Consider the following 23,419-nt stretch of genomic DNA (forward strand, 5'->3'; position numbering starts at 1 on the left):
AAGCGATGGCTATGACACAGCCCCTCTTAACCACGCTGCCACACCCTGCCCCGCCACCACGCCGCTGGCCAGGCAGGCGGTGAGCAAATAGCCACCGGTGGGGGCTTCCCAGTCGAGCATTTCGCCAGCACAGAACACGCCGGGCCGGGCTTTCACCATCAGCGCTGCGTCCAGCGCGGGCCATTGCACGCCGCCTGCGGTGCTGATGGCTTCGTCGATCGGCCTGGCCACCGCCAGCCGAACGGGCAACGCCTTGATGGCGGCCGCGAGCCGGTGCGGGTCGTGCAGGGCGTCTTTGTCCAGCAGTTCGTTGAGCAGCGCCATCTTGATGCCGTCCAGACCCAGCCGGCTTTTGAGGTGGGCCGACAGGCTGCGCGAGCCGCGGGGATGGGCCACCTGTGCCAACACGAAGTCGGCGCTGCGGTCGGGCAGCAAGTCCAGCTCGAAGGTGGCGCTGCCGTGTTGGTTGATCTCGTCGCGCAACAGGCTGGAAGCGGCGTACACCAGGCTGCCTTCGACGCCGGTGGCTGTGGCCACAAATTCGCCCTTGCGCTCAAAAAACCGTCCGTCACTGGCCGAGCAGCGAATGACCACCGACTTGAACGGCTGGCCGGCAAAGCGGCTGCTGAAGAACGGGCTCCAGCCCGCCGCCGTGCCGTGCACCGGGGAGCCCGCCACGTCAAAGCCGCAGTTGCTGGGCTGCAGGGGCGCCACGGGCACGCCGGCCGCTTGCAGCCAGGGCACCCAGGCACCGTCAGAGCCGAGCCGCGCCCAGCTGGCACCGCCCAGCGCCAGCACGGTGGCGCGCGCCTGCACGGTCAGCGGGCCTTGTGGGGTTTGAAAAATCGCTTGCTCAGGGTTTGCGCCCGCCCAGCCCAGCCAGCGGTGGCGCATGTGAAATTGCACCGGCACACCACCGTCCTGCGGGTGGCGCAGCCTGTGCAACCAGGCGCGCAGGAGCGGTGCGGCTTTCATGTCGGTGGGAAACACGCGCTGCGAGCTGCCCACAAAGGTGTCGACGCCCAGGCCAGACGCCCAGTCGCGCACCGCCTGCGGGCCGAAGGTTTGCAGCAGCGGCCGAATGGCTTCGACTCTCTGGCCATACCGGCTGATGAAGGGCTCCAGCGGTTCGGCGTGGGTAAGGTTCATGCCGCCTTTGCCCGCCAGCAAAAACTTGCGGCCCACCGAAGGCATGGCGTCAAACACATGCACAGCCAGGCCGGCGCGGCTGAGCACCTCGGCTGCCATCAAGCCAGCCGGGCCACCGCCCACGATGGCAACATCAACCGACAAGCAGGCTGGTTCAGGAGCGGCAGATTCGGATAGAAACGGGGATGGGGTATCGGTCATGAAGCAAGCAGGTCGGGCGTGAGTTCCAGCAGCAGGCCCTGGGGGTTGATGAAGGCCAGGCGCACCACCTCGCCAGGTCGTGTGTCGGTCAGTGCCTGTTGGTAGCGGCGCATTTGCGCCAGCAGCGCGGGCTGGCGTTCGGGGTGTTCTGCGCTTTTGAAGTCGAGCACCCACCAGGCGCCCGGTGCGGTGGAAGTGCCGCGCTGGCGCACCAGACGGTCCAGCCGCAGCAACTCGCCCTGGTGAAACAGCTCCACTTCGTTGCCCCAGTGGTCGAGTTGCTCAGCGTCCCAGGCCCAGGCGGCTTGGCCCGCCACGATGCGCTGCGCCATGGCTTGCGCGGCTTGCGCCAGCGCCAGGCTTAAGCCAAATTCGCGTGCCACGGCCTGCAGATGGGCCGCTGTCCATTCAAAACCAGCAGCGGGTGTTGGGCACCACTGCAGCAAGCGGTGCAAGGCCAGGCCCATGCGGGTAGGTTCGTCGCCCTGCTCGGCGGGCTGCTGTTGCTCGCTTTCGGGCTCGGGCGTCCCGCCCGCTGGCGGCACATAGGCTGGCAGGCTGGGCAGCACAAATGGCGTGGCGGCACCTTGTGCGGTGGGGGTATCCGGCAGCGCATCGACCACATCGGGTGCATCCAGCGGCTGGGCCAGGGGCTGCAGGCGCTGGTACCAGCTGGTGGCGCTGCCGCGCTGGTGTGGCTCAAAGCTGGAGATCACCAGCCTGTGCTCGGCGCGGGTGAGCGCCACGTAGAGCGCATTCAGTTCCTCCAGCGCGCGCGCCTGCTGCTCCACCAGCAGCACGCCCGCGGCGCAGGCCGGGGGTGCTTTTTCACTGGCCAGAAACACGAAGCGCCGCGGTGCCGCGTCTTCGCCTGGCCAGTCCACCAGCACGCCCATGTTGTCGGGTTTGGACGAACCGGAATCGGTGTCGAGCATGAGCACGGTGTGCGCTTCCAGCCCCTTGGCGCCGTGAATGGTGAGCAGGCGCACAGCGCCCAGCGTCTGGCTGGGCGTGGCTTTGATGCCGCCCGCCTTGAGCGCGCGCACCAGCCGGTAGGGCGTGAGAAACCGGCCGCCGTCTTGCGCCAGCGACTGGGCCAGCAGATCGCGCAGCTGGGCCAGCACGGCACCGCGCTGGCTGGTCGGCACAGCCTGCGCAAACCGCGCCAACACGTCGCCGTGGTCGTACAACGCCGACAACGCGTCGTGCGGCGGCAGGCTGTGCACCCAGCTGCGGTACAGCGCCAGGCGCTGGGCGGTGGCCACAAAGTCTGCCGTCTGTGCGGCGGCGGCTGCGCTGCTGTGCTCGGGGTGCTGCAGCAGCGCAGCGTGCTCGTCGGCCGGGAGCGCCGCAAAGCGCTGCAGCACGTCCCACCACGAAGGTTTCACGCTGGTGGGCATGGCGGCCACCGCTCGGGTGTCTTGGTCCAACGAGCCCGTCGCGTCGCCGCCAGCCTGACCGCGCACCGTCCAGCGCAGGCGCAAGCGCGCCAACTGGGCCAGCGCGTCGTCGCTCCAGCCAAACAGCGGCGACTTCAGCGCGCGGGCCAGGCTCAGGTCGTGCTGCGGCGACACCAGGGCGTCGAGCAAAGCCACCACGTCTTGCACAGCGGGCGCCTCGCAGAGGTCGAGTTTTTCAGGTTGCTCGCTGGCAATCCCGCGTTCAAGCAAGGCCGCGTGCATCCAGCCCAGGCGCTCGCGCCGGCGTGAGAGCACCATCACGTCGTCGGCCTTGACGCGGCCCGACGCAATTTCACCCGCCACCCAATCGGCCGCCTGGCGGGCCTCCAGGGCCGACATGGTGTCTTCCGGGAACACGCGGGGCGTGGTCAGGCTGTCGCGCCACACGGGTTCGCCACCGGTGGCGCTGCCGGGCCGCTCGCGCAGGCTTCGGGCCAGTTGAGGCAGTGCCAACACGGCGCCCGGCTCGGCGCTTTCGGTGGTGTGCTCGCGGTAGTCGCTGCTGTATTCACCCGCCTGCACCGCCGCCAGCATGGCGGTGTTGAGCACCTCCACCACGCCTTGCGCACAGCGTCGGGTGTGGTCGCAGCTGAGCAGGGCCCCCGCCAAGCCGTCCACCACAAACGCTTGCGCGGCCTTGAACACCTGCGGTTCGGCTCGGCGAAAGCGGTAAATGGATTGCTTCGGATCGCCGACCAGAAACACGCAGGGGGCTTCGCCCGGCCCGGCACCCGCGTAGGCAGACAGCCAGCCGTACAGCGCCTGCCATTGCAGCGGGTTGGTGTCTTGAAATTCGTCGATCAGCACATGGCGCACCCGGGCATCCAGCCGCTGCTGCATCCAGCCGGACAGTTCTGCGTCGCCCAGCAGACGCAAGGCGGCGCCTTCGACGTCGTTCATGTCGATCCAGCCGCGCTCGCGCTTGAGCGCGCCATAGGCCGCCAGCAGCACGCGCGACAACCGCGCCATGCGCTGGTGGTGTTGCCAGGCCTGGTGCTGGCGCCGGGCGCTGCACAGGTCTTGCAACTCGGGTGCAGCTTCTTGCGCAGCGGCAAATTTGGTGAGGTTGGTGTTGAGCCGTTCTTCAGCCACCACAAAAAACGCTTTGCGCAGCAGGGCCAGGCGTTGCGGCATCAGCGCAGGCTCGTCGGCCAGCGCAAACGCATCCACCACACCCGCCGCAGCCACCTTCGGGGTTTTGTTGGTTTCGCCGCCCAGGGCCTTGGCCCAGGCCAGCCAGCGTGCGCGTGCGCCGGGCGCCAGCAAAGCCAGCTCGGGCGAAGCCAGCCCGGCCCAGCGCGGAAACAGGTCAGCAAATGCCTGCACCGACGCTTCCACCACCCCGGCGGCGTCGGCCAAACCAAACTCGACCCGTTTTTGCAGCGCTTTTTCCAGCGCCTTCAGCGTCTGGTGGCGGCCATGCTGGGCCACGCTGTCCATGAAGTCTTGCCGGTCGTCCGGGTTCGCTGCCAGAGCCGCATAAAACCGGGGCCAGACTTGGGCCACCGCCTGCGCGTCGTCTTCCAGCAGCTCGTATTGGGGCGGCAATTGCAGCTCTTGCAGCACCGACAGCGGCGCACCGCGCAGCAGCGCGGCAAACCAGCCGTGAAAGGTGCGCACCTGCACCGGGCGGCCCAACGCGGTGAGGCGCGGGTGCAGGCTGCGCGCTTCCGGCGTGCTACGCAACGCGTCGGCCTCGGTCAGCCCTCGGGCGCGCAGCTCGCTTACCAGTGCGTCGTCCGACAAACCGGCCCAGCGGCGCAGTTCGGCGTTGAGCCGGTCGCGCATTTCGCCCGAGGCTTTTTTGGTGAACGTGATGGCCAGAATGTCTTGCGGCGCACAGCCGTCGAGCAAGGCGCGCAGGATGCGGGACACCAGCATCCAGGTTTTGCCAGCGCCCGCGCAGGCCTCGACGGCAATGCTGCGCGCCGGGTCGCAGGCGACGGCGTAAAACGCTTCGCGCGGCACTTGATTGCCGTTGATGCGGTAAGCCGCTGACGTCATAGACCCATGCTCCAGAAATCTTTGCGACACAGGCCGCGTGCCGCACAAAAGTCACACACCCGGCCCTCACCCAGCGCGGGCATGGCCTGGCCAGCCGCTACACGCGCCATGTCGTGCGCAAGACCAGCCACCAGCTGCTCACGCGCCATCAGCACGTCCGGCTGCTCCACCAGCACGGTAGCCGCGTCTTTGGCGCTGTCGCCGCGTTTGTCGGTGATGCTGAGGTAGGCCGCGCGCAGGTTTTCGCTGGGTAGCAGCGCGGCGTAAAAAGCGAGCTGCGTGTCTTCAAAGGGCTCTTTCACGCGCTCCAGGGTTTTGGGGCGGCTTTCGGTTTTGTAGTCGATCACAAACGGAATGGCGCCCTCCGGGCTGTCTTGCTGGTCGATCCGGTCGAGCTTTCCATACAGCGTCCAGACGCCGGCGTGGGCGGTGAGCGCGGCCTCGGCCTGCTCAAACCGGGGTCCCGCACGGCCTTCGGTGGCTTCAAAGCCGGTCAGCCAGTCCAGATAGCCGTCGCGCAGCGCGGGCCACACGGCCTGGTAGGGCAGAAATCCCGCGCCGCCCTCCCCCGCATTCAGGCCCATGGTCTCGGCCATGGCCTCACCCAGGCGGTCGAGTTCGGCACGGTCGGCAGCGGTGCCAGGCCGCGCGTCACCTCGCTGTTCGTGAAACGCGCGCAACACGGCGTGCAGCCAGTTGCCCATGTCGCGCTGGTCGGGTTCGACCTCCAGCTCGGCCGCGTCCACCAGGCGCAGCTGCCGCAGCGCAAAAAACCGGTAGGGGCAGTCGCGCAGGTCCTGGTAGGCACTGGCCGAGAGCGATTCGGGCAACACATCGCCCGCCGACGGCGCGGGTGCCTGCTGGGGCTGAGCTTGCAACGCCCGCTCGTGCCGGGGGTCGGTGGCACCACAGGTCTGCGCGCCTGCAGCCAGAGGCAGCAAAGCCTGCACCCAGGCGCTGGGCAAGAGCGCTTCGCCGCGTTCTTGCGTGCGCCACAACACGTCCAACTGCGCCTGTGCCAAGGTGGTTTGCCAGGCTTGCGCGGCCGATTGCGCCAGCACCTCGCGTGCAGGCAGACCCAATGCTTCGCGCTGCGCAGCACTCCATTGGCCGGGGGGTTCGGGGCTGGGGTTGAGGTGATTCTCGTCACACCCCGGCACCACCGTGGCAGCAAACTGGCGACCCAGCAACTGCGCCATGGGCAAGACCACCACCACCGCGGATCCGCTGCTTGATGGCATGAAGCTGCCCCCCTCCAGCACTTCGCGCACCCAGGCGGTGAACGCCGACAACGACAACCGGGTACCCGTGTGCCCTCCCCGACTGGAAAGCGCGGACTCTGCTCTGGAGCTGGACAGCGTGTCGGTGATTTCTTCCAACTCCTGCGCAGCACCCTCTCCCAAGCGCAAAGCCGCGACCAGTTGCTGACCGGCAGTGTCGTTGGTCAAAGGCACCCACAGACCCACCACCATCAGCGCTGCCGCGAGATCTTGCAACCACCGTACCAACGGGCGGGCAGGCTGCAGGTCCGCCAGCACAGCGGCCAAACCTGCAGGCAGCGCAGGGGCGAGTCGGGGTGACTCCACCGCCGAACGCCACTGCGACACCTGGACTTCGCGCGCCAGTTGTTCCAGCGCCACCACCTGGGCCTCGGGCCAGGCATCCGTCTGCTTAAGCAAGTCCAGCACGTCATCCATGCGCGCACGGCCATCAGCAGCACGCAGCAAGCTCATGAGCTGGGCCGCTGCGCGCGTGGTAGAGAGCTTCCAACCGGTTTCGTCGCGCACGGACACACCCGCGCTCTGCAGCATGGCGCTGACACGACGGGTCAACAAACGGTCGTTGGCCACCAGGGCCACCGGCACGCGCCCGGCATTGGCGTGGGCCAAGATACAGGCAGCAGCGCGCTGCGCCTCGTCTTCCGAATCGCCACAGGCGTGCCAGCGCAGCATGTCCGAAGCGTGCAGTGGCGCATGGCTGTCCTGCCATGCCAGCACCGCAGCGCGCTCGCCCCAATGGGCGGCCAGCGCCGTGGCGAGCGGATCTTGCTGGAAGCCTTGCAACACCAGCAAGGTGTCGGCCACAGCGCCGGGCTCGGCCCATGGCCCCCACAGCACATCGGTGGCGTAAGACGACGTACTGACCCATGCCAGCGCCAGCGAAACCAGCAAGGCTTCCCAGTGCAGCGCTGGCACGCTGACCTGTGCCAGCGCCTCCCGGCGAGCGTCGGCCCAAACCAGTCGCTGCCCGGGAGGCACCGCCGCAGCCAGGGGCGCGAGCTGACGGGCGGCCTCTACCAAACGCGCCACCAAGACCGAACGCAGCGAAGCGTCCAGCCGCCCTGCCGCCACGCGGTCAATGAAGGCCGCCGCCACCAGACTGTCACGGGCCATGTCCATACTCAAGTCGGTCGGCCCAGGCAAAAAGGGTTGCAACGACGAAGCCCAGTTGCGGGTGGACTCAAAACGGGGCGGAAAACCATTGGGATGGGTCTGGGCCCAGGCGCGGCGTCCAGCGTCCATGAGTTGTGCGTACGGCACCAGCACCACGGTGCGTCCTGCACGGGTCTGCCGCAGGGCCATGGCCTGCGCTATGCGCTGTACCAGGCCAGACCAATCCTGTTGAGCGAAATGCACCACCACACCTTCAGACGGTGCACCTACAACCGTGCCATCGGCGGTTTCAACAAGGGAGAAGGCAGGGCTGGGTGGCGTCATGGAGCGGGCGTTTCTGTCACAATCGTGTAAGTCACGCCCCATGGGGTATGTCCAATGGTTTTCCCCATCCGATGCGCGTGCCCAAACTTTAACCTCCCCGTTCAACGTTCTTAGGATGAATCATGGCCAGCGACCTGATCAAACACGTATCTGATGCAAGCTTTCAGGCCGATGTACTCGACGCACAAGCGCCGGTGCTGGTCGACTTCTGGGCCGAGTGGTGCGGTCCCTGCAAAATGATTGCACCCATCTTGGACGAAGTGGCCGACTCATACAACGGCAAACTGCAAGTGACCAAGATGAACGTAGATGACAACCGCGAAGTGCCGGCCAAATTTGGTATTCGTGGCATTCCCACCTTGATGCTCTTTAAGGACGGTCAACTGGCAGCCACCAAAGTGGGTGCATTGAGCAAGGCCCAATTGACGGCTTTCATTGACCAGCAATTGGTTTGACTGGCGTTTTATAGCCTGCCAGGAGGGTCCGGGTGCAACGCCCGGGCCTTGTTTTCAAGGCGGTATTTTTTTCCTGTCATAATTTGACACACCGTTGGTCTGACAGAGACCAACCCTCAAATTTCGCACACCGTCCGCCAACCGGATGCTGGCGCACCCTCCCCCCGCTTTTTTGACTCAACTCCAGCACTGGAGTTGTTTGGAGTGAATTCCATGCACCTCAACGAACTCAAGGCACTGCACGTGTCTGAAGTCCTCAAGCAGGCCGAAGCCCTTGAGATTGAAAACACCGGCCGCATGCGCAAACAGGAACTCATGTTTGCCATCATCAAGAAGCGCGCTAAAGGCGGCGAGTTGGTGAACGCTGACGGCGTGCTCGAAGTGCTGCCAGACGGCTTCGGCTTTCTGCGCAACATGGACACGAGCTTCACCGCATCCACCGACGACATCTACATTTCCCCCAGCCAGATTCGCCGCTTCAATCTGCACACCGGTGACATGATTGAAGGCGAGGTGCGCATCCCCAAAGACGGCGAGCGCTACTTCGCGCTGAACAAACTCGACAAGATCAACGGCTTGCCCCCCGAGGACAACAAGCACAAGATCATGTTTGAAAACCTGACGCCGCTGTTCCCCAAAGAACAGATGCGGCTGGAACGCGACATCAAGTCGGAAGAGAACATCACCGGCCGCGTCATCGACATCATTGCCCCCATTGGTCGCGGCCAACGCGCCCTGATCGTGGCACCGCCCAAAAGCGGCAAGACGGTGATGATGCAGCACATCTGCCACGCCATTGCAGCCAACCACCCCGAGGTGGAACTGATGGTGCTGCTGGTGGACGAACGCCCCGAAGAAGTGACCGAAATGCAGCGCACGGTGCGCGGCGACGTGATTGCCTCCACCTTCGACGAGCCCGCTGCGCGTCACGTGCATGTGGCCGAAATGGTGATTGAGCGTGCCAAGCGCCTGGTCGAGCTGAAAAAAGACGTGGTCATCTTGCTCGACTCGATCACCCGGCTGGCGCGCGCCTACAACAACGTGCTGCCGAGCTCGGGCAAGGTGCTCTCGGGCGGCGTCGATGCCAACGCGCTGCAGCGCCCGAAGCGCTTTTTCGGCGCCGCGCGCAACGTGGAAGAAGGCGGTTCGCTGACCATCATCGCCACCGCTCTGATCGACACCGGCAGCCGCATGGACGAGGTGATCTTTGAAGAATTCAAGGGCACCGGCAACTCCGAGTTGCACCTAGACCGGCGCCTGTACGAAAAGCGCGTGTTTCCGGCGGTGCAGCTCAACCGCAGCGGCACCCGGCGCGAAGAACTGCTGCTGGCCCCCGAGATTTTGCAAAAAACCCGCATCCTGCGCCAGTTCATGTACAACATGGACGAGATCGAATCCATGGAAATGGTGCTCAAAAACATGCGCCAGACCAAAAACAACCACGAGTTTTTCGACCTCATGCGCCGCGGCGGTTGATATAATTCACGGTTTTGCGGAAAGTGTTGTCAGACAGGCTGACAATGGCTGCCGCGCCGCCCCTCAAGGAACCCAGCCATGAAATCCGGCATCCACCCCAACTACCGCGAAGTCTGCTTCGTCGATTTGTCGAACAGCCAGCAGTTCGTGATCCGCTCTTGCGTCAACACGCGCGAGAGCATCAAGCTCGACGACGGGCGCGAGCTGCCGCTGTACAAGCTCGACACCTCGAGCGAATCGCACCCCTTCTACACCGGCACCCAAAAGAGTGTGGACAACATGGGCGGCCGCGTGGAAAAATTCCGCAACCGCTACGCCCGCACGGCCAAGTAAACTTGCTGGCCATCCACGCGCCACGAAAGAGCAGCCGCGAGGCTGCTTTTTTTATGCTGCCCTTACAGTCTAGGGCTTTGGCTTTGCTTTGCCACCTGTGATCCATCCCACCCCCGCCATCGTCAGCCAGCATTCCGCCCGGCGCTTGCCGCGCTGGGTGTTGTGGACGCTGGGCTTGCTCTACATCCTGCCCGGCTTTATCGGCCGCGAGCCGTGGCGCAACGCCGACCTGGCCGCTTTTGGCGTGATGCGCGAACTCGCTGCCCATCCCGGCCAGTGGCTGCAGCCGCAACTGCTGGGCGAGAGCGCTGAAACCATCGGCTGGCTGCCGTATTGGCTGGGTGCTCTGAGCATCCACGCTTTGCCGTGGCTGCCGGCCCACCAAGCGGCCCAGTTGCCGTTCATGGCCTTGCTCGCCCTGACCCTCATTTCCACCTGGTACGCGGCCTACTACCTCGCGCGCTTGCCGGGTGCACAACCCGTGGTGTTTGCCTTTGGCGGCCAGGCAAACCCTACTGACTACGCGCGCGCCTTGGCCGACGCCGCCTTGCTGGCCTTGCTGGCCTGCCTGGGGCTGGCCCTGCTGGCGCACCAATCCAGTGTCGATGCGGCGCGGCTGGCCTTCGTGGCCCTGGCCTTGGCGGCTTTTGCGCGCAGTGTGCATCTTGGCAATAGTCTCATGCCCACGCTGGGCCTGTGGGCGCTGGCCATGTTCGGTCTGGCCCTGAGCGGCGCGCCGGGCATTGCCTTGTTGCTGCTGCTCAGCGGCGAGCTGGCCCGCAGGTGCTGGCCCAACGCGTCCAGCGACAAGGCCACCGAAGGGGCTGCAAGTCACACCCAGGCTGGCCGGGCGCTGGCTATGCGCGCTGGCATGGCGGGCCTGGCGCTGGGCGCCGCTGCCGTGGCTTTTGCCATAGGCTGGCCGGGTGGTTGGCTGGATTGGCAGGCCTTGTTGGCGCACTGGCAGTTGGCCACTTCGTGGGAGAGCTTGGCGCGCCTGTTGCTCTGGTTCACCTGGCCCTGCGCCCTGCTGGCCGCCTGGACGCTGTGGAAGTGGCGCCGCCAATGGCGCAGCCCTCACCTGCTGCTGCCCGCTGCGTGCTTGTTGGCGCTGCTGCTGGCGACCTTTGTGCATCGCGGCAGCGACCGCATCCTGCTGCTGGCACTGCCAGCCTTGGCGCTGCTGGCGGCCTTTGCCCTGCCAACGCTGACGCGCAGCGTCGCCGCCCTGATCGACTGGTTGGCGATTTTGTTGTTCAGCGTCTCGGCCCTGCTGGTCTGGATCATCTGGCTGGCCATGATGACCGGCGTGCCCGCCGAACCGGCCGCCAACGTGGCCAAACTGCTGCCCAATTTTGTGCCCCGCTTTGAAGCCCACTGGTTTGTGCCGGCGCTGCTGCTGACGCTGGCTTGGCTGGCGGTGATCGCGTGGCGCACCGGCCGCCACCAGCCCGCGCTCTGGAAAAGCCTGGTGCTCTCGGCCAGCGGCATCACGCTGTGCTGGTCGCTGCTGCTCACGCTCTGGCTGCCGGTGCTCAACCACGGCATGGGGCTGGCGCCGATCAGTCAACGGGTGGCTGCCCAAACCCCGGCACAGCAGTGTGTGCTGGTGCATGGCCTGATGCACGAACAGATTGCGGCGCTGCAATACCACGGTGGCTTGCGCGTGCAACGCATCACCGGCGGCCCGGCCGACGCATCCTGTACACGGCTGGTGGTCAGTTCAGAGGGTTTTGCTACGCTGAGCCAGCGGCTCGATGTGCGCCAGTGGCAGTTGCTGCGCGAAGAGCCACGCCTGCGTGAAAACCGCGATGTCTGGCTGGTGTTCGAGCGCCGACCCGGCGCCGCTGCGCCACAGTAGCCCCGAGCGCCCCTGCCCCCCACCCCATTCTCAGCACCGGCTAATCGCTGCTCAAGACCCGGCTGGGGGGCAAGATGATGCGAAAAGTCGCACCTTGGCCGGGCACGCTCTCGATCAGCACCTGGCCGCCGTGGCGCTGCGCCACGTGCTTGACGATCGCCAGCCCCAAGCCGGTGCCGCCAGTTTCGCGTGAGCGGCTGCGGTCCACCCGGTAAAAGCGCTCGGTCAGGCGCGGCAGGTGCTCGGCTTCGATGCCAGGCCCGTCGTCGCTGACATAAAACTCGGCTCCTCCATCGTTGGCCAGGCACCAGCCCACGCGCACCTGGGCACCGGCCGGGGTGTGGCGCACCGCGTTATTGACCAGGTTCGACATGGCGCTGTGCAGCTCTGCGCGCGCGCCCGCAATTTGAAAAGCAGGACCACTCTGGGCCCACACTTGGTGCGGACCGCTGCCCAATACCTCCGACAGCGCCTGCGCCTCGCTCACCACCTGCAGCAGCATGGCTTGCGCGTCGATCCATTCACCCACACCGGGCACCGGGCTGCCTTCAAGGCGCGAGAGCGTGAGCAGATCGCTCACCAGACTCTGCATGCGCTGGGATTGGGTGCCCATCAATTCGAGATACTGCCGGCGTTCGGGTTCCGACAGATCTAAAGTCAGCAAGGTTTCGATGAAGCCGCTCACCACCGTCAGAGGGGTGCGAATTTCGTGCGACACATTGGCCACGAAATCGCGTCGCATCGCCTCGGCCAGTTCCAGCGCCGTGACCTCGCGCGTCAGCATCAGGCGCCGCCCCTTGCCGTAGAGGTAGAGATTGATCGAAATGCGCTGCGGGTGCCCGGGCGTGGCGTCGCGGCCATCGATCTCGACCGAGGCGGAATGGTCGCCCTGCATCAGGTAGTCGATAAAGGACGGATCGCGCACCAGGTGCCGAATCGGTTGCCTGAGATCGCGCTTGGTGTCAAAACCCAGGTGCTGGGCGGCGGTGAAATTGCTCCACTCGATGCTGGATGACTTGTCGAGCAGCACCACGCCAATCGGAGAGGCCTGGATGGCGGCCAAAAATTCCTGCAAGCGCGCTTCGCTCTTGCGCGCCTTGCGGTTCAGGGTTTTGAACGATTTGCGGGCGCGCTCGACCACCTCGGCCCACACCCCTACCGCATCGGGGGGCGTGGCGGCGCTGGCGTGGCGCAACCAATCGAGCACACGCCGGGCGCGCAGCGCGTCGAACACAAACCACAGCACGGCCCCGACCGCGCTGCCGAGCAAGGCCAAGCCGTCAGGCTCTCCAAGGGCCGCCGCCAACGCGCCAAGCCCCAGCGTACAAGCCAGCAGCTCCAGCAGCCGTCGCATCATGCCGCAGCAATGTCGGGCTTGGGCCTCGCGCTGCTGGATTGGGCCGTGATGCGGTAGCCCGCGCCACGCACGGTCTCTATCATGACCCCGGCCAGACCGAGCGACTCACGCAGGCGTTTCACATGCACGTCGACCGTGCGCTCTTCGATGAACACATGGTCGCCCCAGATGCGATCCAGCAACGAGCCGCGTGTGTGCACCCGCTCCGGGTGTTTCATGAGATAGTGCAGCAGCTTGAACTCGGTCGGGCCGATCTTGATTTCACTGCCACTGAGCGTGACGCGATAGGTCGAGGCATCGAGCGACAAATCACCCAATTGCACCGTATCGTTGACGATTTCAGGGGCGCGGCGGCGCAGCACGGCTCGGATGCGTGCCAGCAGTTCCTGCGTAGAAAAGGGTTTGGTGATGTAGTCATCGGCCCCGGCGTCCAGCCCCTGCACCTTGTCGGATTCCTCGGTGCGCGCCGTCAGCATAATAATGGGCACCGTTTTGATGCGCTCTTGCTGGCGCCAGCGCTTGGCCAGCGCCACCCCGCTTTCGCCGGGCAGCATCCAGTCGAGCAAAATCACATCGGGCAAGACCGCGTCCACCTCGCGCTGCGCCGCTTCGCCGTCGTACACCACCGTGGGCGCAAAGCCATTGTGGCGCAAATTGACGGCGATCAGCTCGGCAATCGCCGCCTCGTCTTCCACGACGAGCACGCGCGGCAGCTTTCTCATTGCAGCACCGACCTTCTTTCTTCATCGGTGCTGTGGCGCACATCGGCTCCTTTGACCACGTAAATCGTGGCCTCGGCTATATTTTTTGCCAAATCGCCGATGCGCTCGATGGCCTTGGCCAGAAACATCAGGTGGATGCTGCTGCCGATCAGGCGCGAGTCCTCCATCATGTAGGTGCTGATCTGGCGGAAATAGGCCTCGTACTCGCTATCGAGCTGGTCGTCGTCGTTGATCACGGCCAGCGCTTCTTGGACATCGAGGCGGGCAAAGGCATCCAGCGCCCGGTGAATTTGCGAGGCAGCCAACTGGGCGCTGGCACCGAGCGACTTGACGGGCAGCACACGCGGCGCCCCGGATTGGATGAATTTGTCGACCATGCGCGCGATGCGCGTCGACTTGTCGCCCGCCCGCTCGAGGTTGGTGATGACGCGCGAGATACCGATCAACAAACGCAAATCGCGTGCTGTGGGCTGGCGCCGGCTCATGATCGAGATGATCTCGTGATCGATCTCAAGCTCGAACATATTGACTTTTTTCTCGATTTCCAGCACCTGCCCGGTGGATTCGGTGCTCAAATGGTGCAGCGCGTGGATGCATTGTCGCAATTGAGATTCCACCACCCCGCCCATTTCGAGCACGCGGGCCGTGACGTGGGCCAGTTCGGATTCGAACTGCGTAGAAAAGTGCTTGTCGCTCATGATCAACCAAACCTTCCTGTGATGTAGTCTTCGGTCTCGGTGCGCTTGGGCTTGAAGAAAATCTGCTCGGTGGCGCCGTATTCCATCAGTTCACCCAAGTACATGTAGGCGGTGAAATCGCTGCAACGCGCGGCCTGCTGCATGTTGTGCGTGACAATGGCAATGGTGTAGTCTTTCTTGAGCTCGTGCACCAGCTCTTCGATCTTGCCGGTCGAAATCGGGTCTAGCGAGGCCGTGGGTTCATCGAGCAGCAGCACCGAGGGCTTGACCGCCACACTGCGCGCAATGCACAGGCGCTGCTGCTGCCCGCCAGAAAGACTCAGGCCGCTTTGTTTGAGCTTGTCTTTCACCTCGGTCCAAAGCGCAGCTTTGCTGAGCGCCCATTGCACGCGTTCATCCATTTCGGCGCGGCTGAGCTTTTCGTAGAGCTTGACACCAAAAGCGATGTTGTCGTAGATCGACATCGGGAATGGCGTAGGCTTTTGGAACAGCATGCCGATGCGTGCGCGCAGCAGGTTCAGATCCTGCTTGGGGTCTAGAATGTTCTGGCCATAAAAACCAATCGTCCCTTCGGCGCGCTGCCCCGGATACAGGCTATACATGCGGTTGAGGGTGCGCAGCAGCGTGGATTTGCCACAGCCCGATGGGCCGATAAAGGCCGTGACCTTGCCCTCGACGATGTCGAGGTTGACGGATTTGAGGGCGTGGAAACTGCCGTAATAAAACTGGAGGTTGCGCACCTCGATGGCGTTTTTGGTGTTGACTGCGGATTCACTCATGATAAATCTTAGGAGATAAAGGAATTTAAACCTTGACGCGCTCACGGAACACGATGCGCGCCGTGATGTTGATGGCCAATACGGTTAGGGTAATCAGCAGCGCGCCGCCCCAAGCCAGCTCGTTCCAGTTATCGAACGGGCTCATGGCCATGTGGTAAATCCAGACCGGTAGGTTGGCCATGGGGCCGTTCATGTCGAGGGTAAAGAACTGGTTGTTGAGTGCCGTGAACAACAGCGGTGCGGTTTCACCGCTGATGCGCGCCAAGGCCAGCATCACACCAGTGATTACGCCGGCGCGAGCGCCACGCAGCACCACCGTGAGCGCCACTTTCCAGTGTGGTGCGCCCAAAGCAAAGGCGGCCTCGCGCAAGCTGCCCGGGATCATGCGCATCATGTTTTCGGTGGTTTTGATCACCACCGGTATGGCAATCAGCGACAGCGCCACCATGCCGGCGTAACCAGAAAAATGCCCCATGTTCATCACAACCACGGCAAACACGAACAGGCCCAGCACCACCGATGGCGCCGAGAGCATGACTTCGTTGACAAAGCGCGTGACGCTGGCGACTTTGCTGGCATCACCAAACTCGGCCAGATAGATGCCGGCCAGAATGCCGATCGGGGTGGAGATCAGCACCGCGCTGCCCACCATGAGCGCACTGCCCACGATGGCATTGCGCAAGCCGCCGCCCGGGGTTCCGGGGGCGGGTGTGTCTTCGCTGAAGAGCGCCCAGTCGATGGCATAAAAGCCATTGGAAAAGAGCACGTACAAAATCCACAGCAGGATCGACAGGCCTATGAGCGAGGCCACCATGGAAAAACCCATGATGGCGGCGTTTTTGCGCCGCCGGCTGTTGTAGAGGGCTTGATTGAATTCCATTTCAGTATCCTTTGCTGCCCTTGCCTTCTTCGACGTGTGCAATCAGCAAGCGCGCCAGCGCCAGCACGACGAAGGTGAGCATGAAGAGCAAAAAGCCAAGCGCGAACAGGGTGTGCATGTGCATCCCGAACGATTCGGCAAACTCGTTCGCCAGCGTCGAGGTGATCGAGGCCCCGGGCGCAAACAGGGTTTCGGGTACGCGGTGCGCGTTGCCAATCACGAAAGTCACGGCCATGGTCTCGCCCAAGGCACGACCCAGCCCCAGCATCACCGCGCCCACCACCCCCTTGAAGGCATAGGGCATCACCACATGGCGCACCACCTCAGAGGTGGTGCTGCCCAAGCCGTAGGCCGATTCGCGCAAAATTTGCGGCACCACCTCGAACACGTCGCGCGTCACGGCCGCCATGTAGGGCAGCACCATGAACGACAAAATAATGCCCGCCGCCAAGATGCCCAAACCGTTCGGGGCGCCGCCAAAGATCGAGCCGATGATCGGCATACCGGCCATCAGCTCTTGCACCGGCACCTGAAAATAATCAGCAAACAAGGGCGCAAACACAAACAAGCCAAACATGCCGTAAATAATGGAGGGGATGGCGGCCAGCAGCTCGACCGCCGTACCCAGCGGGCGGCGCAACCACACCGGGCAGGTTTCGGTCAGAAACAGCGCAATGCCGAAAGCCAGCGGCACCCCGATCAACATGGCAATGATCGAAGTGGCCAAGGTGCCAATGATGGGCACCAAGGCGCCAAACTGCTCATTGACCACGTCCCACTCGGCCGTCCATATGAAGGCAAAGCCAAAAGTTTGGAATGCTGGCCAGGCATTGATAAACAGGGTGACAATGATGCCGATCAGGGCCAGCAGCACCAGCAAGGCAAATGCCTGCGAGAGCCGGTAAAAGACCGCGTCTTGCAAACGCTGGCGCTTGGCTATGGCAAGCACATGGGGCGAGCCCATGTCGGGAGACTGAAAGGATGGGTCCATAGGTGAGGTTTGGCTGATAGTAGAACAGACGCCAATTGTTATCAATACTCAACAAAAACAGACCCGCCGACCGAATAAGCCGGCGCGGCGGGTGCTGCTTAAGGCCCCGACAGTTGGGGCACAGTGCACATCAGGTGCGCTGGATCAGGTTCCAGACCCGGGTGCGGATGGCATCGGCCAAGGTGTCGGGGATCGGTACAAAGTCGAGCTCAACGGCCATGGCGTCGCCGTTGCGGAAGGCCCAGTCAAAGAAGGCCAGCACGGCGTTGCTTTCGGCCACGTTGGCTGGCTGGCGGTACATCAGGATGAATGAGGCGGTGGCGATTGGCCAGGCGTTGGCACCGGCGGCATTGACCATCGAGACCCCCATGCCCGGCACGCTGAACCAGTCGATACCGGCTGCAGCGGCGGAGAAGGTGCGGTCGTCAGGCTGCACGAAGTTGCCAGCGGCGTTTTGCATCTGCATGTGCGGGATGTTGTTGCGCCGAGCGTAAGAAAACTCGACGTAGCCGATGGCACCACGGGTGCGCGCCACGATCGCCGACAAGCCTTCGCTGCCACGGCCACCGATGGAAGAAGCTGCGGGCCAACGCACGGTGGCACCCCGGCCCACGCTGCTGGCCCATTCGGGGCTGACGGCGGCAAGGTATTCGGTGAAGTTGAAGGTGGTACCGGAGCCGTCGGCGCGGTGCACCACGGTAATGGCTTGGTTCGGGAAGGTGCGGCCGGGGTTCACGGCGGCGATGCGCGGGTCGTTCCAGTTGACGATGCGGCCCATGAACATATCGGCCAGAATGGGGCCGGTGATGCGCACTTCACCTGGGCGGAAGCCCTCGAGGTTGAACATCGGCACGGTACCGGCGATGATGGCCGGGAACTGCACCATGCCGTCGCGCTCGAGCTCGGCTCCGGCCACGGGGGCGTCGGTGGCGCCAAAGGCCACGGTGCGGGCGCGGATCTGGCGGATACCGGCCGAGGAACCGATCGACTGGTAGTTTAAGCGCACACCGGTGGCGGCGCGGTAGGCTTCGGCCCAGCGCGAGTAGATCGGGAACGGCAACGAGGCGCCGGCGCCGGTGATGATGGTCGAAGCCGTGGCCAGTTTGGTAAAGCCGCCGGTCATAGCCAGTGCAGCGGTGGCAGCCACGGTTTTCAGAAAGGTGCGTTTCATCGGGTTCCTCAGAGGGATGGTTAATAAGCAAGACCGATCGTATGCCTAGATTATTGCAGTTTTGTGACAGTATCTTGAAAAATCGGCGAAAACCAGGCAGGGCCAAGCCGCCGCATGTGGTTTTCCCCAAGGATTCTCGTGTGACACTTGCATGAAAGGTCTGCGCGACTGGGTTACAGTAGCGCCATTGTCGCCAAGCCGTCGGTTCATGGCTTGGCCTTTCCTTTGACCACTCCCCAGGAGCTCCAGTGCCGATCAATCATAAAGAACGCAACGCCCCCCCGCGCAGCGTCGCCGCCAGCCACCCTTTTGAGGAGTCTCAGAGTGAGTCGAGCCCGCGCGATGACTCGCGCTTGGCCGACGCGCTGGCGTTTCTGCGCGGCTTCATGGCGCAACCGATGTCGGTGGCCTCGGTGGTGCCGAGTTCACCTTGGCTGGAACAAGGCGTGGTGCGCGCCACCGATTTGTCACGCGCGCGTTGCGTGGTTGAGCTGGGCCCAGGCACGGGCGGCAGCACCCGTGCCCTGTTGCGCGCCATGAACCCGCAAGCCCGGCTGCTGGCAATCGAGCTCAACCGCGAATTCTCAAGCCGGTTGCGCCAGCGCGTGCAAGACCCGCGGCTGCTGGTGCAAGAAGGCAACGCCGCCGACCTCGGGCAGCACTTGGAGCGCTGGGGCCTGCCGGCACCCGATGCGGTGGTCTCGGCCATCCCGTTTTCGACCCTGCCGACCGAGGTTGCGCACAGCATCGTGGCGGCCATCCAGTCCAACTTGGCCCCCGGGGGGCGCTTCGTGGCCTACCAGTTCCGCGCCCACGTGGCCAGTTACACCAGCCCAGTGATGGGCGAGCCGAGCTTTGAGTGGGAATGGCGCAACTTGCCGCCGATGCGCGTGTTCCGCTGGGTCAAGCGCTAAACTGAAGCGCTAAACCAAGCGCCAAAACCTTGACGCCGCTGCTCGAACTGCTGGCGCTGCTGGCCGCTGCCGTGGCGGCGGTGGCCCTGTTTCAGCGCATCGGCATCCCAGCCAGCCTAGGCTATCTGGCCGTCGGCGCCCTGCTCGGGCCCTATGTGGCTGGGCTCATCAGCCACACCGAGACCATCCGCTTGGTGGCCGAGTTCGGCATCGTCTTTCTGCTCTTTACCATCGGGCTCAATTTTTCGCTACCGCAAATTTATGCGCTGCGCCACAGCGTGCTCTGGCTCGGCACCGGGCAGGTGGTGCTGACCACAGCGGTGGTGGCGCTGCTGGCTTGGGGCTTGGGGCTGGATCCGGTGGCGGCCTTCATCGTCGGGGCGGTGTTTGCCCAGTCTTCGACCGTGATCATCGCGCGCCAACTCATCGAGCAGGGCGAGGAACACAGCCGCCACGGTCGCCTCGGGCTGGCGCTGTCGGTGTTCCAGGACGTGACCGCCGTGCCTTTCGTCATCGTCATCCCGGTGCTGGGGCTGGCGGCAGCGGGTTCGCTGGCCGAGCCGCTGGGCTGGGCCTTGCTCAAGGCGTTGCTGGCTTTTGCCGTGGTCTATCTGGCCGGGCGCTGGCTGCTGCGGCCGCTGTTTCATGCTATTGCGGTGCGCCGCTCGGCCGAGTTGTTCACGCTCACGGTGCTGCTGGTATCGCTGGCCTCGGCGGCGATCACCAACAGCTTGGGCCTGTCGCTGGCTTTTGGCGCCTTTTTGGCTGGCATGATGCTGGGCGAGACCGAGTTCAGGCACCAAATCGAGTCCACCATCCGGCCTTTTCGCGACGTTTTGCTGGGCCTGTTCTTCGTCTCGATCGGCATGCTGATCAACCCGGCGGCGCTGTGGCCGATTTGGCACTGGGCGCTGCTGGGCGCGCTGGCTTTGCTGGCGATCAAGGTGGCGCTGGTGGCGGCGCTGGTGCTGGCCGCTGGCATCGAGCGCCGCACGGCCTTGCGCACCGCGCTCATTTTGGCGCTGGGGGGCGAGTTCGGCTTTGCGCTGCTGGCGCTGGGCTTGGCCGGCGGCGGCATCGACGACCCGACGGCTCAGATCGCGCTCGCCTCGGTGCTGCTGAGCCTGATGATAGGGCCGTTCCTGATCCGCCACAACCAGTTTTTGAGCGACGCCTTGCTCGGCCCCGGCAGCAGCCGCAGCGCCGCCGCCGGCTCGGCCCTGCCCGCGCCCAGCGCGAATGCCAGCACCAGTGCCAAGCTGCAGCAGCACGTAATTTTGTGCGGCTACGGCCGCATCGGCCAGAGCGTGGCCAACTTTCTGGAGCGCGAGGGCATCGCGCACGTGGCGCTGGACCTGGACCCAGCGCTGGTGCGCGCCGCCCACGCCGCCGGCGAGCCGGTGTATTACGGCAACGCCGCCGAAGCCGGCGTGCTCGAAACCGTCGGGTTGGCCAGCGCGCGCCTGCTCATCATCAGCTACGACGACCCGGCGACGGCGCTCAAAGTGGTGCAGCAGGTGCGCGCCCAGCGCCCCGAGCTGCCGGTGATGGTGCGCACGCGCGACGAATCCCATGTGGAGGCGCTGCGCGCTGCCGGTGCCACCGAGGTGGTGCCCGAAACGCTGGAAGCCGGCATGATGATGGTGGCGCACGCGCTCACGCTGCTCGATGTGCCGGTCACGCGCGTGCTGCGTCGCCTGCGCGAGGCGCGCAGCGACCGCTACCGGCTGCTGCGCGAGCTGTTCCAGGGAGATCCGACCTGGTCCGGCACCGAGGCGGCGCAGGCGCGGCTGCATTCGGTGCCGCTGGCGCTGGGTTGTGTCGCCGTGGGCCAGCGCATCGAACAACTGGGGCTGGACGCCGACGGGGTGGAAATCACCGCCGTGCTGCGCGCTGGCGAACGCCTGTTGCACCCCCCACCCGCGCTCGAGCTGCAATGCGACGACGTGGTGGTGCTGTTTGGCCCACCCGAGGCACTTGCTCGGGTCGAGGCGCATTTGACACAATAATCCGCCCATGGACCTGCACCACCTCACCCTTGCCGTAGGCGGCCTCGCGCTGTTTTTGTTCGCCATGCTGATGATGACCGAGGGCCTCAAGGCTTTTGGCGGCAGCGGGCTCAAGCGCTTGCTCGGGCGCTGGACCTCGACCCCGCTGCGCGGCGTGGCCGCCGGCGCCATGGTGACGGCGCTGGTGCAGTCGTCGAGCGCGGTCACGGTGGCGACGATCGGCTTCGTCAACGCCGGGCTGATGAACCTGCGCCAAGCGCTGGGAGTGATCTTTGGCACCAACGTCGGCACCACCATGACGGCCTGGCTGGTGAGCCTGATCGGCTTTGGCTTCAACATCAATGCCTTTGCCCTGCCCATCATCGCCACCGGGGTGGCGCTGCGGCTGCTGGCACCCGAGCAGCGCTATCAGGGCTTGGGCGGCGCGCTGATCGGCTTTGGTCTGTTCTTCATGGGCCTGGATCTGTTGCAAGAGGCGTTTGGCGGTGTCGCCGCCAGTTTTGGTCAAGGCGCCTTGGAAGGCGGCCTGACCGCCCACTGGGCCACAGCGCTGGCGCTGGGATTTGTGGTCACGGCTTTGACCCAATCTTCGAGCGCAGCGGTGGCCTTGATTTTGACTGCCACCACCGGCGGCCTGATCGACCTGCCCACGGCGGCGGCAGCGGTCATCGGCGCCAACGTCGGCACCACAGCCAAAGCCGTGCTGGCCGCGCTCAAGGCCTCAGCGGCTGCGCGGCGGGTGGCGCTGGGGCACATCTGCTTCAACTTCATCACCGGCGTGGTGGCGCTGCTGATCCTGCCGTTGATGCTGTGGCTGATCGATTGGCTGTCCACTGCGCTGCAGTTGGAGGACAACCCGGCCATCTTCCTGGCGTTGTTTCACACCGTGTTCAACGTCATGGGGGTGCTGCTGCTGCTGCCGTTCACGCACCGGTTGGCGACTTGGCTCGAAGGCTTTTTCCGCAACACCGAAGACCAGTTGGCGCGGCCACAACACCTCGACCACACGCTGCTGGCCTCGCCCGAGCTGGCACTGGGCGCGGTGCGCGCCGAACTGCTGCGGCTGCGCAACGCCGTCGGCATGGTCTCCACGGCGGCACTCGACAACCAACGCCAAGTCCGCAGCTACGCCGAGGCGGCGCGCCAGTTGGCCAGCGCCATCACCGAATACATCGCCAGCCTGCGCGTCGAGCGCATGCCGCGTTCGGTCTCGGACGACCTGACGCTGAGTCTGCGCGCCACCCGCTACCTCGACGAAGCCGGACGCATGGTAGCCAGCGCCCAGCGGCTTGTGGCGGCCGCAGCAGAACCCGCCCCACCGGCGGCCTTGGCAGCGGTGCTGACCGCCGCCCGCGCCTGTCTGGGTGCGCCCAGCCGCAGCAATGACGTCGAACTGGCCGAGTTCGAGCGCGCCTATCAGCACGGCAAGGCCAGCCTGCTGGGGGCCGTGGTGGCGCGCCAAATCGATGCCGAACGCGCCGACACCCTGCTCGACGACCTCAGCAACCTGCGCCGCCTACTGCAGCAGTGGGTCAAGGCCGACACCATGCTGGCCTACAGCGACGCCGGCCTCAAGCCCGAGGACTAAACGTCGATCGGTACCGCTGCGCCCGCGCGCTCCATCAGCGCCCGGCGCGCCGCCGCCTCGCCCTTGCCCATCAACTGGCCGATGCGCGCCTCGGTCTGCAGCCAATCGAGCGCCCCTAGGCGCACCGGCAGCAGGCGGCGCGTGTCGGGGTTGAGGGTGGTGTCCCACAACTGCTCGGCGTTCATCTCACCCAGGCCTTTGAAGCGGCTGATGCTGCATTTGTCACGCGCCAGCCCGTCTTTGGCGCACTTGTCCAGAATCGCTTCGAGCTCGCCCTCGTCGAGCGCATAGGCTTTGGCAGCCGGCTTTTTGCCGCGCGCCGGCACATCGACGCGGTACAGCGGTGGCCGCGCCACGTACACATGCCCAGCCTCGACCAGGCGCGGGAAGTGGCGCAAAAACAGCGTGAGCAGCAGCACCTGGATGTGCGCGCCATCGACGTCGGCATCGGCCAGGATGCACACCTTGCCGTAGCGCAGACCGCTCAGGTCGGGACTATCGGCCAGCCCGTGTGGATCGACCCCGATGGCCACCGCGATGTCGTGGATCTCGGTGTTGGCGTACAGGCGCTCGCGCTCCACCTCCCAGGTGTTGAGCACCTTGCCGCGCAGCGGCAGCACCGCCTGGCATTCTTTGTCGCGCCCCATTTTGGCG

At 64.9% G+C, this 23,419-nt stretch carries 18 protein-coding genes; 7 read left to right on the forward strand and 11 right to left on the reverse strand.

Features of this window, described 5'->3' with window-relative positions:
• Positions 1-9 precede the first annotated feature (9 nt).
• Genes Q7J58_RS14410 through Q7J58_RS14420 form a run of 3 tightly spaced genes read right to left on the reverse strand, consistent with a single transcriptional unit; the run spans position 10 to position 7,531 of the window.
• Positions 10-1,350, reverse strand: coding sequence for a TIGR03862 family flavoprotein (locus tag Q7J58_RS14410; protein WP_304829355.1), 1,341 nt, complete (start codon positions 1,348-1,350; stop codon positions 10-12).
• Positions 1,347-4,814: a UvrD-helicase domain-containing protein gene (locus Q7J58_RS14415; protein ID WP_304829358.1), complete on the reverse strand. Its 3,468-nt coding sequence runs from the start codon at positions 4,812-4,814 to the stop codon at positions 1,347-1,349. Before Q7J58_RS14415 ends, Q7J58_RS14410 begins: the two co-directional genes overlap by 4 nt.
• Positions 4,811-7,531 carry a PD-(D/E)XK nuclease family protein gene (locus tag Q7J58_RS14420; RefSeq protein WP_304829361.1) on the reverse strand — a complete coding sequence of 907 codons (2,721 nt, stop codon included), beginning with the start codon at positions 7,529-7,531 and terminating at the stop codon, positions 4,811-4,813. The genes Q7J58_RS14415 and Q7J58_RS14420 overlap by 4 nt, the downstream gene beginning before the upstream one ends.
• A gap of 122 nt (positions 7,532-7,653) precedes the next feature.
• Between Q7J58_RS14420 and trxA the strand changes: the two genes are divergently transcribed.
• The 4 genes from trxA to Q7J58_RS14440 all read left to right on the forward strand — a co-directional run bounded on the left by trxA (position 7,654) and on the right by Q7J58_RS14440 (position 11,656).
• Entirely contained in the window at positions 7,654-7,986 is a 333-nt protein-coding gene (trxA, locus tag Q7J58_RS14425) for a thioredoxin TrxA (RefSeq protein ID WP_304829364.1), read from the forward strand.
• 213 nt (positions 7,987-8,199) lie between these two features.
• Complete coding sequence (rho, locus tag Q7J58_RS14430) at positions 8,200-9,462, forward strand: transcription termination factor Rho (protein ID WP_304829366.1); 1,263 nt, start codon at positions 8,200-8,202, stop codon at positions 9,460-9,462.
• Positions 9,463-9,540: 78 nt separating this feature from the next.
• Positions 9,541-9,795, forward strand: coding sequence for a type B 50S ribosomal protein L31 (locus Q7J58_RS14435; protein ID WP_034112511.1), 255 nt, complete (start codon positions 9,541-9,543; stop codon positions 9,793-9,795).
• Between the two features lie 97 nt (positions 9,796-9,892).
• Complete coding sequence (locus tag Q7J58_RS14440) at positions 9,893-11,656, forward strand: hypothetical protein (protein WP_304829376.1); 1,764 nt, start codon at positions 9,893-9,895, stop codon at positions 11,654-11,656.
• 40 nt (positions 11,657-11,696) lie between these two features.
• Here Q7J58_RS14440 and phoR read toward each other — a convergent pair whose 3' ends face one another.
• The 7 genes from phoR to pstS form a co-directional block, all read right to left on the reverse strand.
• The gene (gene phoR, locus Q7J58_RS14445) at positions 11,697-13,013 is read right to left on the reverse strand and encodes a phosphate regulon sensor histidine kinase PhoR (protein ID WP_304829379.1); all 1,317 of its coding nucleotides are present in this window, start codon (positions 13,011-13,013) and stop codon (positions 11,697-11,699) included.
• Positions 13,010-13,735, reverse strand: a complete 726-nt coding sequence (gene phoB, locus Q7J58_RS14450; protein ID WP_304829382.1) for a phosphate regulon transcriptional regulator PhoB — start codon at positions 13,733-13,735, stop codon at positions 13,010-13,012. Before phoB ends, phoR begins: the two co-directional genes overlap by 4 nt.
• Positions 13,732-14,433 (reverse strand): phosphate signaling complex protein PhoU, encoded by a 702-nt coding sequence (gene phoU / locus Q7J58_RS14455; protein ID WP_304829385.1) that lies wholly within the window; start codon positions 14,431-14,433, stop codon positions 13,732-13,734. The genes phoB and phoU overlap by 4 nt, the downstream gene beginning before the upstream one ends.
• 2 nt (positions 14,434-14,435) lie before the next feature.
• Positions 14,436-15,212: a phosphate ABC transporter ATP-binding protein PstB gene (pstB, locus tag Q7J58_RS14460; protein WP_304829388.1), complete on the reverse strand. Its 777-nt coding sequence runs from the start codon at positions 15,210-15,212 to the stop codon at positions 14,436-14,438.
• 25 nt (positions 15,213-15,237) lie between these two features.
• Positions 15,238-16,092, reverse strand: coding sequence for a phosphate ABC transporter permease PstA (gene pstA, locus Q7J58_RS14465; RefSeq protein ID WP_304829391.1), 855 nt, complete (start codon positions 16,090-16,092; stop codon positions 15,238-15,240).
• 1 nt (position 16,093) lies between these two features.
• Positions 16,094-17,083: a phosphate ABC transporter permease subunit PstC gene (gene pstC / locus Q7J58_RS14470; RefSeq protein ID WP_304829394.1), complete on the reverse strand. Its 990-nt coding sequence runs from the start codon at positions 17,081-17,083 to the stop codon at positions 16,094-16,096.
• Positions 17,084-17,213: 130 nt separating this feature from the next.
• Positions 17,214-18,254 carry a phosphate ABC transporter substrate-binding protein PstS gene (gene pstS, locus Q7J58_RS14475; protein WP_304829397.1) on the reverse strand — a complete coding sequence of 347 codons (1,041 nt, stop codon included), beginning with the start codon at positions 18,252-18,254 and terminating at the stop codon, positions 17,214-17,216.
• Positions 18,255-18,502: 248 nt separating this feature from the next.
• Here pstS and Q7J58_RS14480 point away from each other — a divergent pair, with 248 nt between their 5' ends.
• The 3 genes from Q7J58_RS14480 to Q7J58_RS14490 are packed head-to-tail and all read left to right on the forward strand — an operon-like array spanning position 18,503 to position 22,765.
• Positions 18,503-19,168, forward strand: coding sequence for a methyltransferase domain-containing protein (locus Q7J58_RS14480; RefSeq protein ID WP_304829400.1), 666 nt, complete (start codon positions 18,503-18,505; stop codon positions 19,166-19,168).
• Positions 19,169-19,197: 29 nt separating this feature from the next.
• The gene (locus tag Q7J58_RS14485; RefSeq protein ID WP_304829403.1) at positions 19,198-21,177 is read left to right on the forward strand and encodes a monovalent cation:proton antiporter family protein; all 1,980 of its coding nucleotides are present in this window, start codon (positions 19,198-19,200) and stop codon (positions 21,175-21,177) included.
• Positions 21,178-21,184: 7 nt separating this feature from the next.
• On the forward strand, positions 21,185-22,765 hold the full coding sequence (locus Q7J58_RS14490) for a Na/Pi symporter (RefSeq protein WP_034112530.1): 1,581 nt from the start codon (positions 21,185-21,187) through the stop codon (positions 22,763-22,765).
• On the opposite strand, the gene Q7J58_RS14495 is transcribed toward Q7J58_RS14490, so the two are convergent.
• Positions 22,762-23,419 (reverse strand): toprim domain-containing protein (locus Q7J58_RS14495; RefSeq protein ID WP_304829407.1); only part of this gene is annotated, 658 nt, incomplete at its 5' end. The genes Q7J58_RS14490 and Q7J58_RS14495 overlap by 4 nt on opposite strands.

Origin of the sequence: Hydrogenophaga sp. (assembly GCF_030656115.1) — a bacterium.
Taxonomy (GTDB): Bacteria; Pseudomonadota; Gammaproteobacteria; order Burkholderiales; family Burkholderiaceae_C; genus Hydrogenophaga.

Excerpts from the sequence above, each read along its gene's own strand:
- Q7J58_RS14420 (WP_304829361.1), bottom strand. The coding sequence starts at position 7,531 with ATGACGCCACCCAGCCCTGCCTTCTCCCTTGTTGAAACCGCCGATGGC.
- rho (WP_304829366.1), top strand. The coding sequence starts at position 8,200 with ATGCACCTCAACGAACTCAAGGCACTGCACGTGTCTGAAGTCCTCAAG.
- Q7J58_RS14415 (WP_304829358.1), bottom strand. The coding sequence starts at position 4,814 with ATGACGTCAGCGGCTTACCGCATCAACGGCAATCAAGTGCCGCGCGAA.
- trxA (WP_304829364.1), top strand. The coding sequence starts at position 7,654 with ATGGCCAGCGACCTGATCAAACACGTATCTGATGCAAGCTTTCAGGCC.
- pstS (WP_304829397.1), bottom strand. The coding sequence starts at position 18,254 with ATGAAACGCACCTTTCTGAAAACCGTGGCTGCCACCGCTGCACTGGCT.
- phoB (WP_304829382.1), bottom strand. The coding sequence starts at position 13,735 with ATGAGAAAGCTGCCGCGCGTGCTCGTCGTGGAAGACGAGGCGGCGATT.
- Q7J58_RS14410 (WP_304829355.1), bottom strand. The coding sequence starts at position 1,350 with ATGACCGATACCCCATCCCCGTTTCTATCCGAATCTGCCGCTCCTGAA.
- Q7J58_RS14435 (WP_034112511.1), top strand. The coding sequence starts at position 9,541 with ATGAAATCCGGCATCCACCCCAACTACCGCGAAGTCTGCTTCGTCGAT.
- pstB (WP_304829388.1), bottom strand. The coding sequence starts at position 15,212 with ATGAGTGAATCCGCAGTCAACACCAAAAACGCCATCGAGGTGCGCAAC.
- pstC (WP_304829394.1), bottom strand. The coding sequence starts at position 17,083 with ATGGACCCATCCTTTCAGTCTCCCGACATGGGCTCGCCCCATGTGCTT.
- pstA (WP_304829391.1), bottom strand. The coding sequence starts at position 16,092 with ATGGAATTCAATCAAGCCCTCTACAACAGCCGGCGGCGCAAAAACGCC.
- phoR (WP_304829379.1), bottom strand. The coding sequence starts at position 13,013 with ATGATGCGACGGCTGCTGGAGCTGCTGGCTTGTACGCTGGGGCTTGGC.
- Q7J58_RS14490 (WP_034112530.1), top strand. The coding sequence starts at position 21,185 with ATGGACCTGCACCACCTCACCCTTGCCGTAGGCGGCCTCGCGCTGTTT.
- phoU (WP_304829385.1), bottom strand. The coding sequence starts at position 14,433 with ATGAGCGACAAGCACTTTTCTACGCAGTTCGAATCCGAACTGGCCCAC.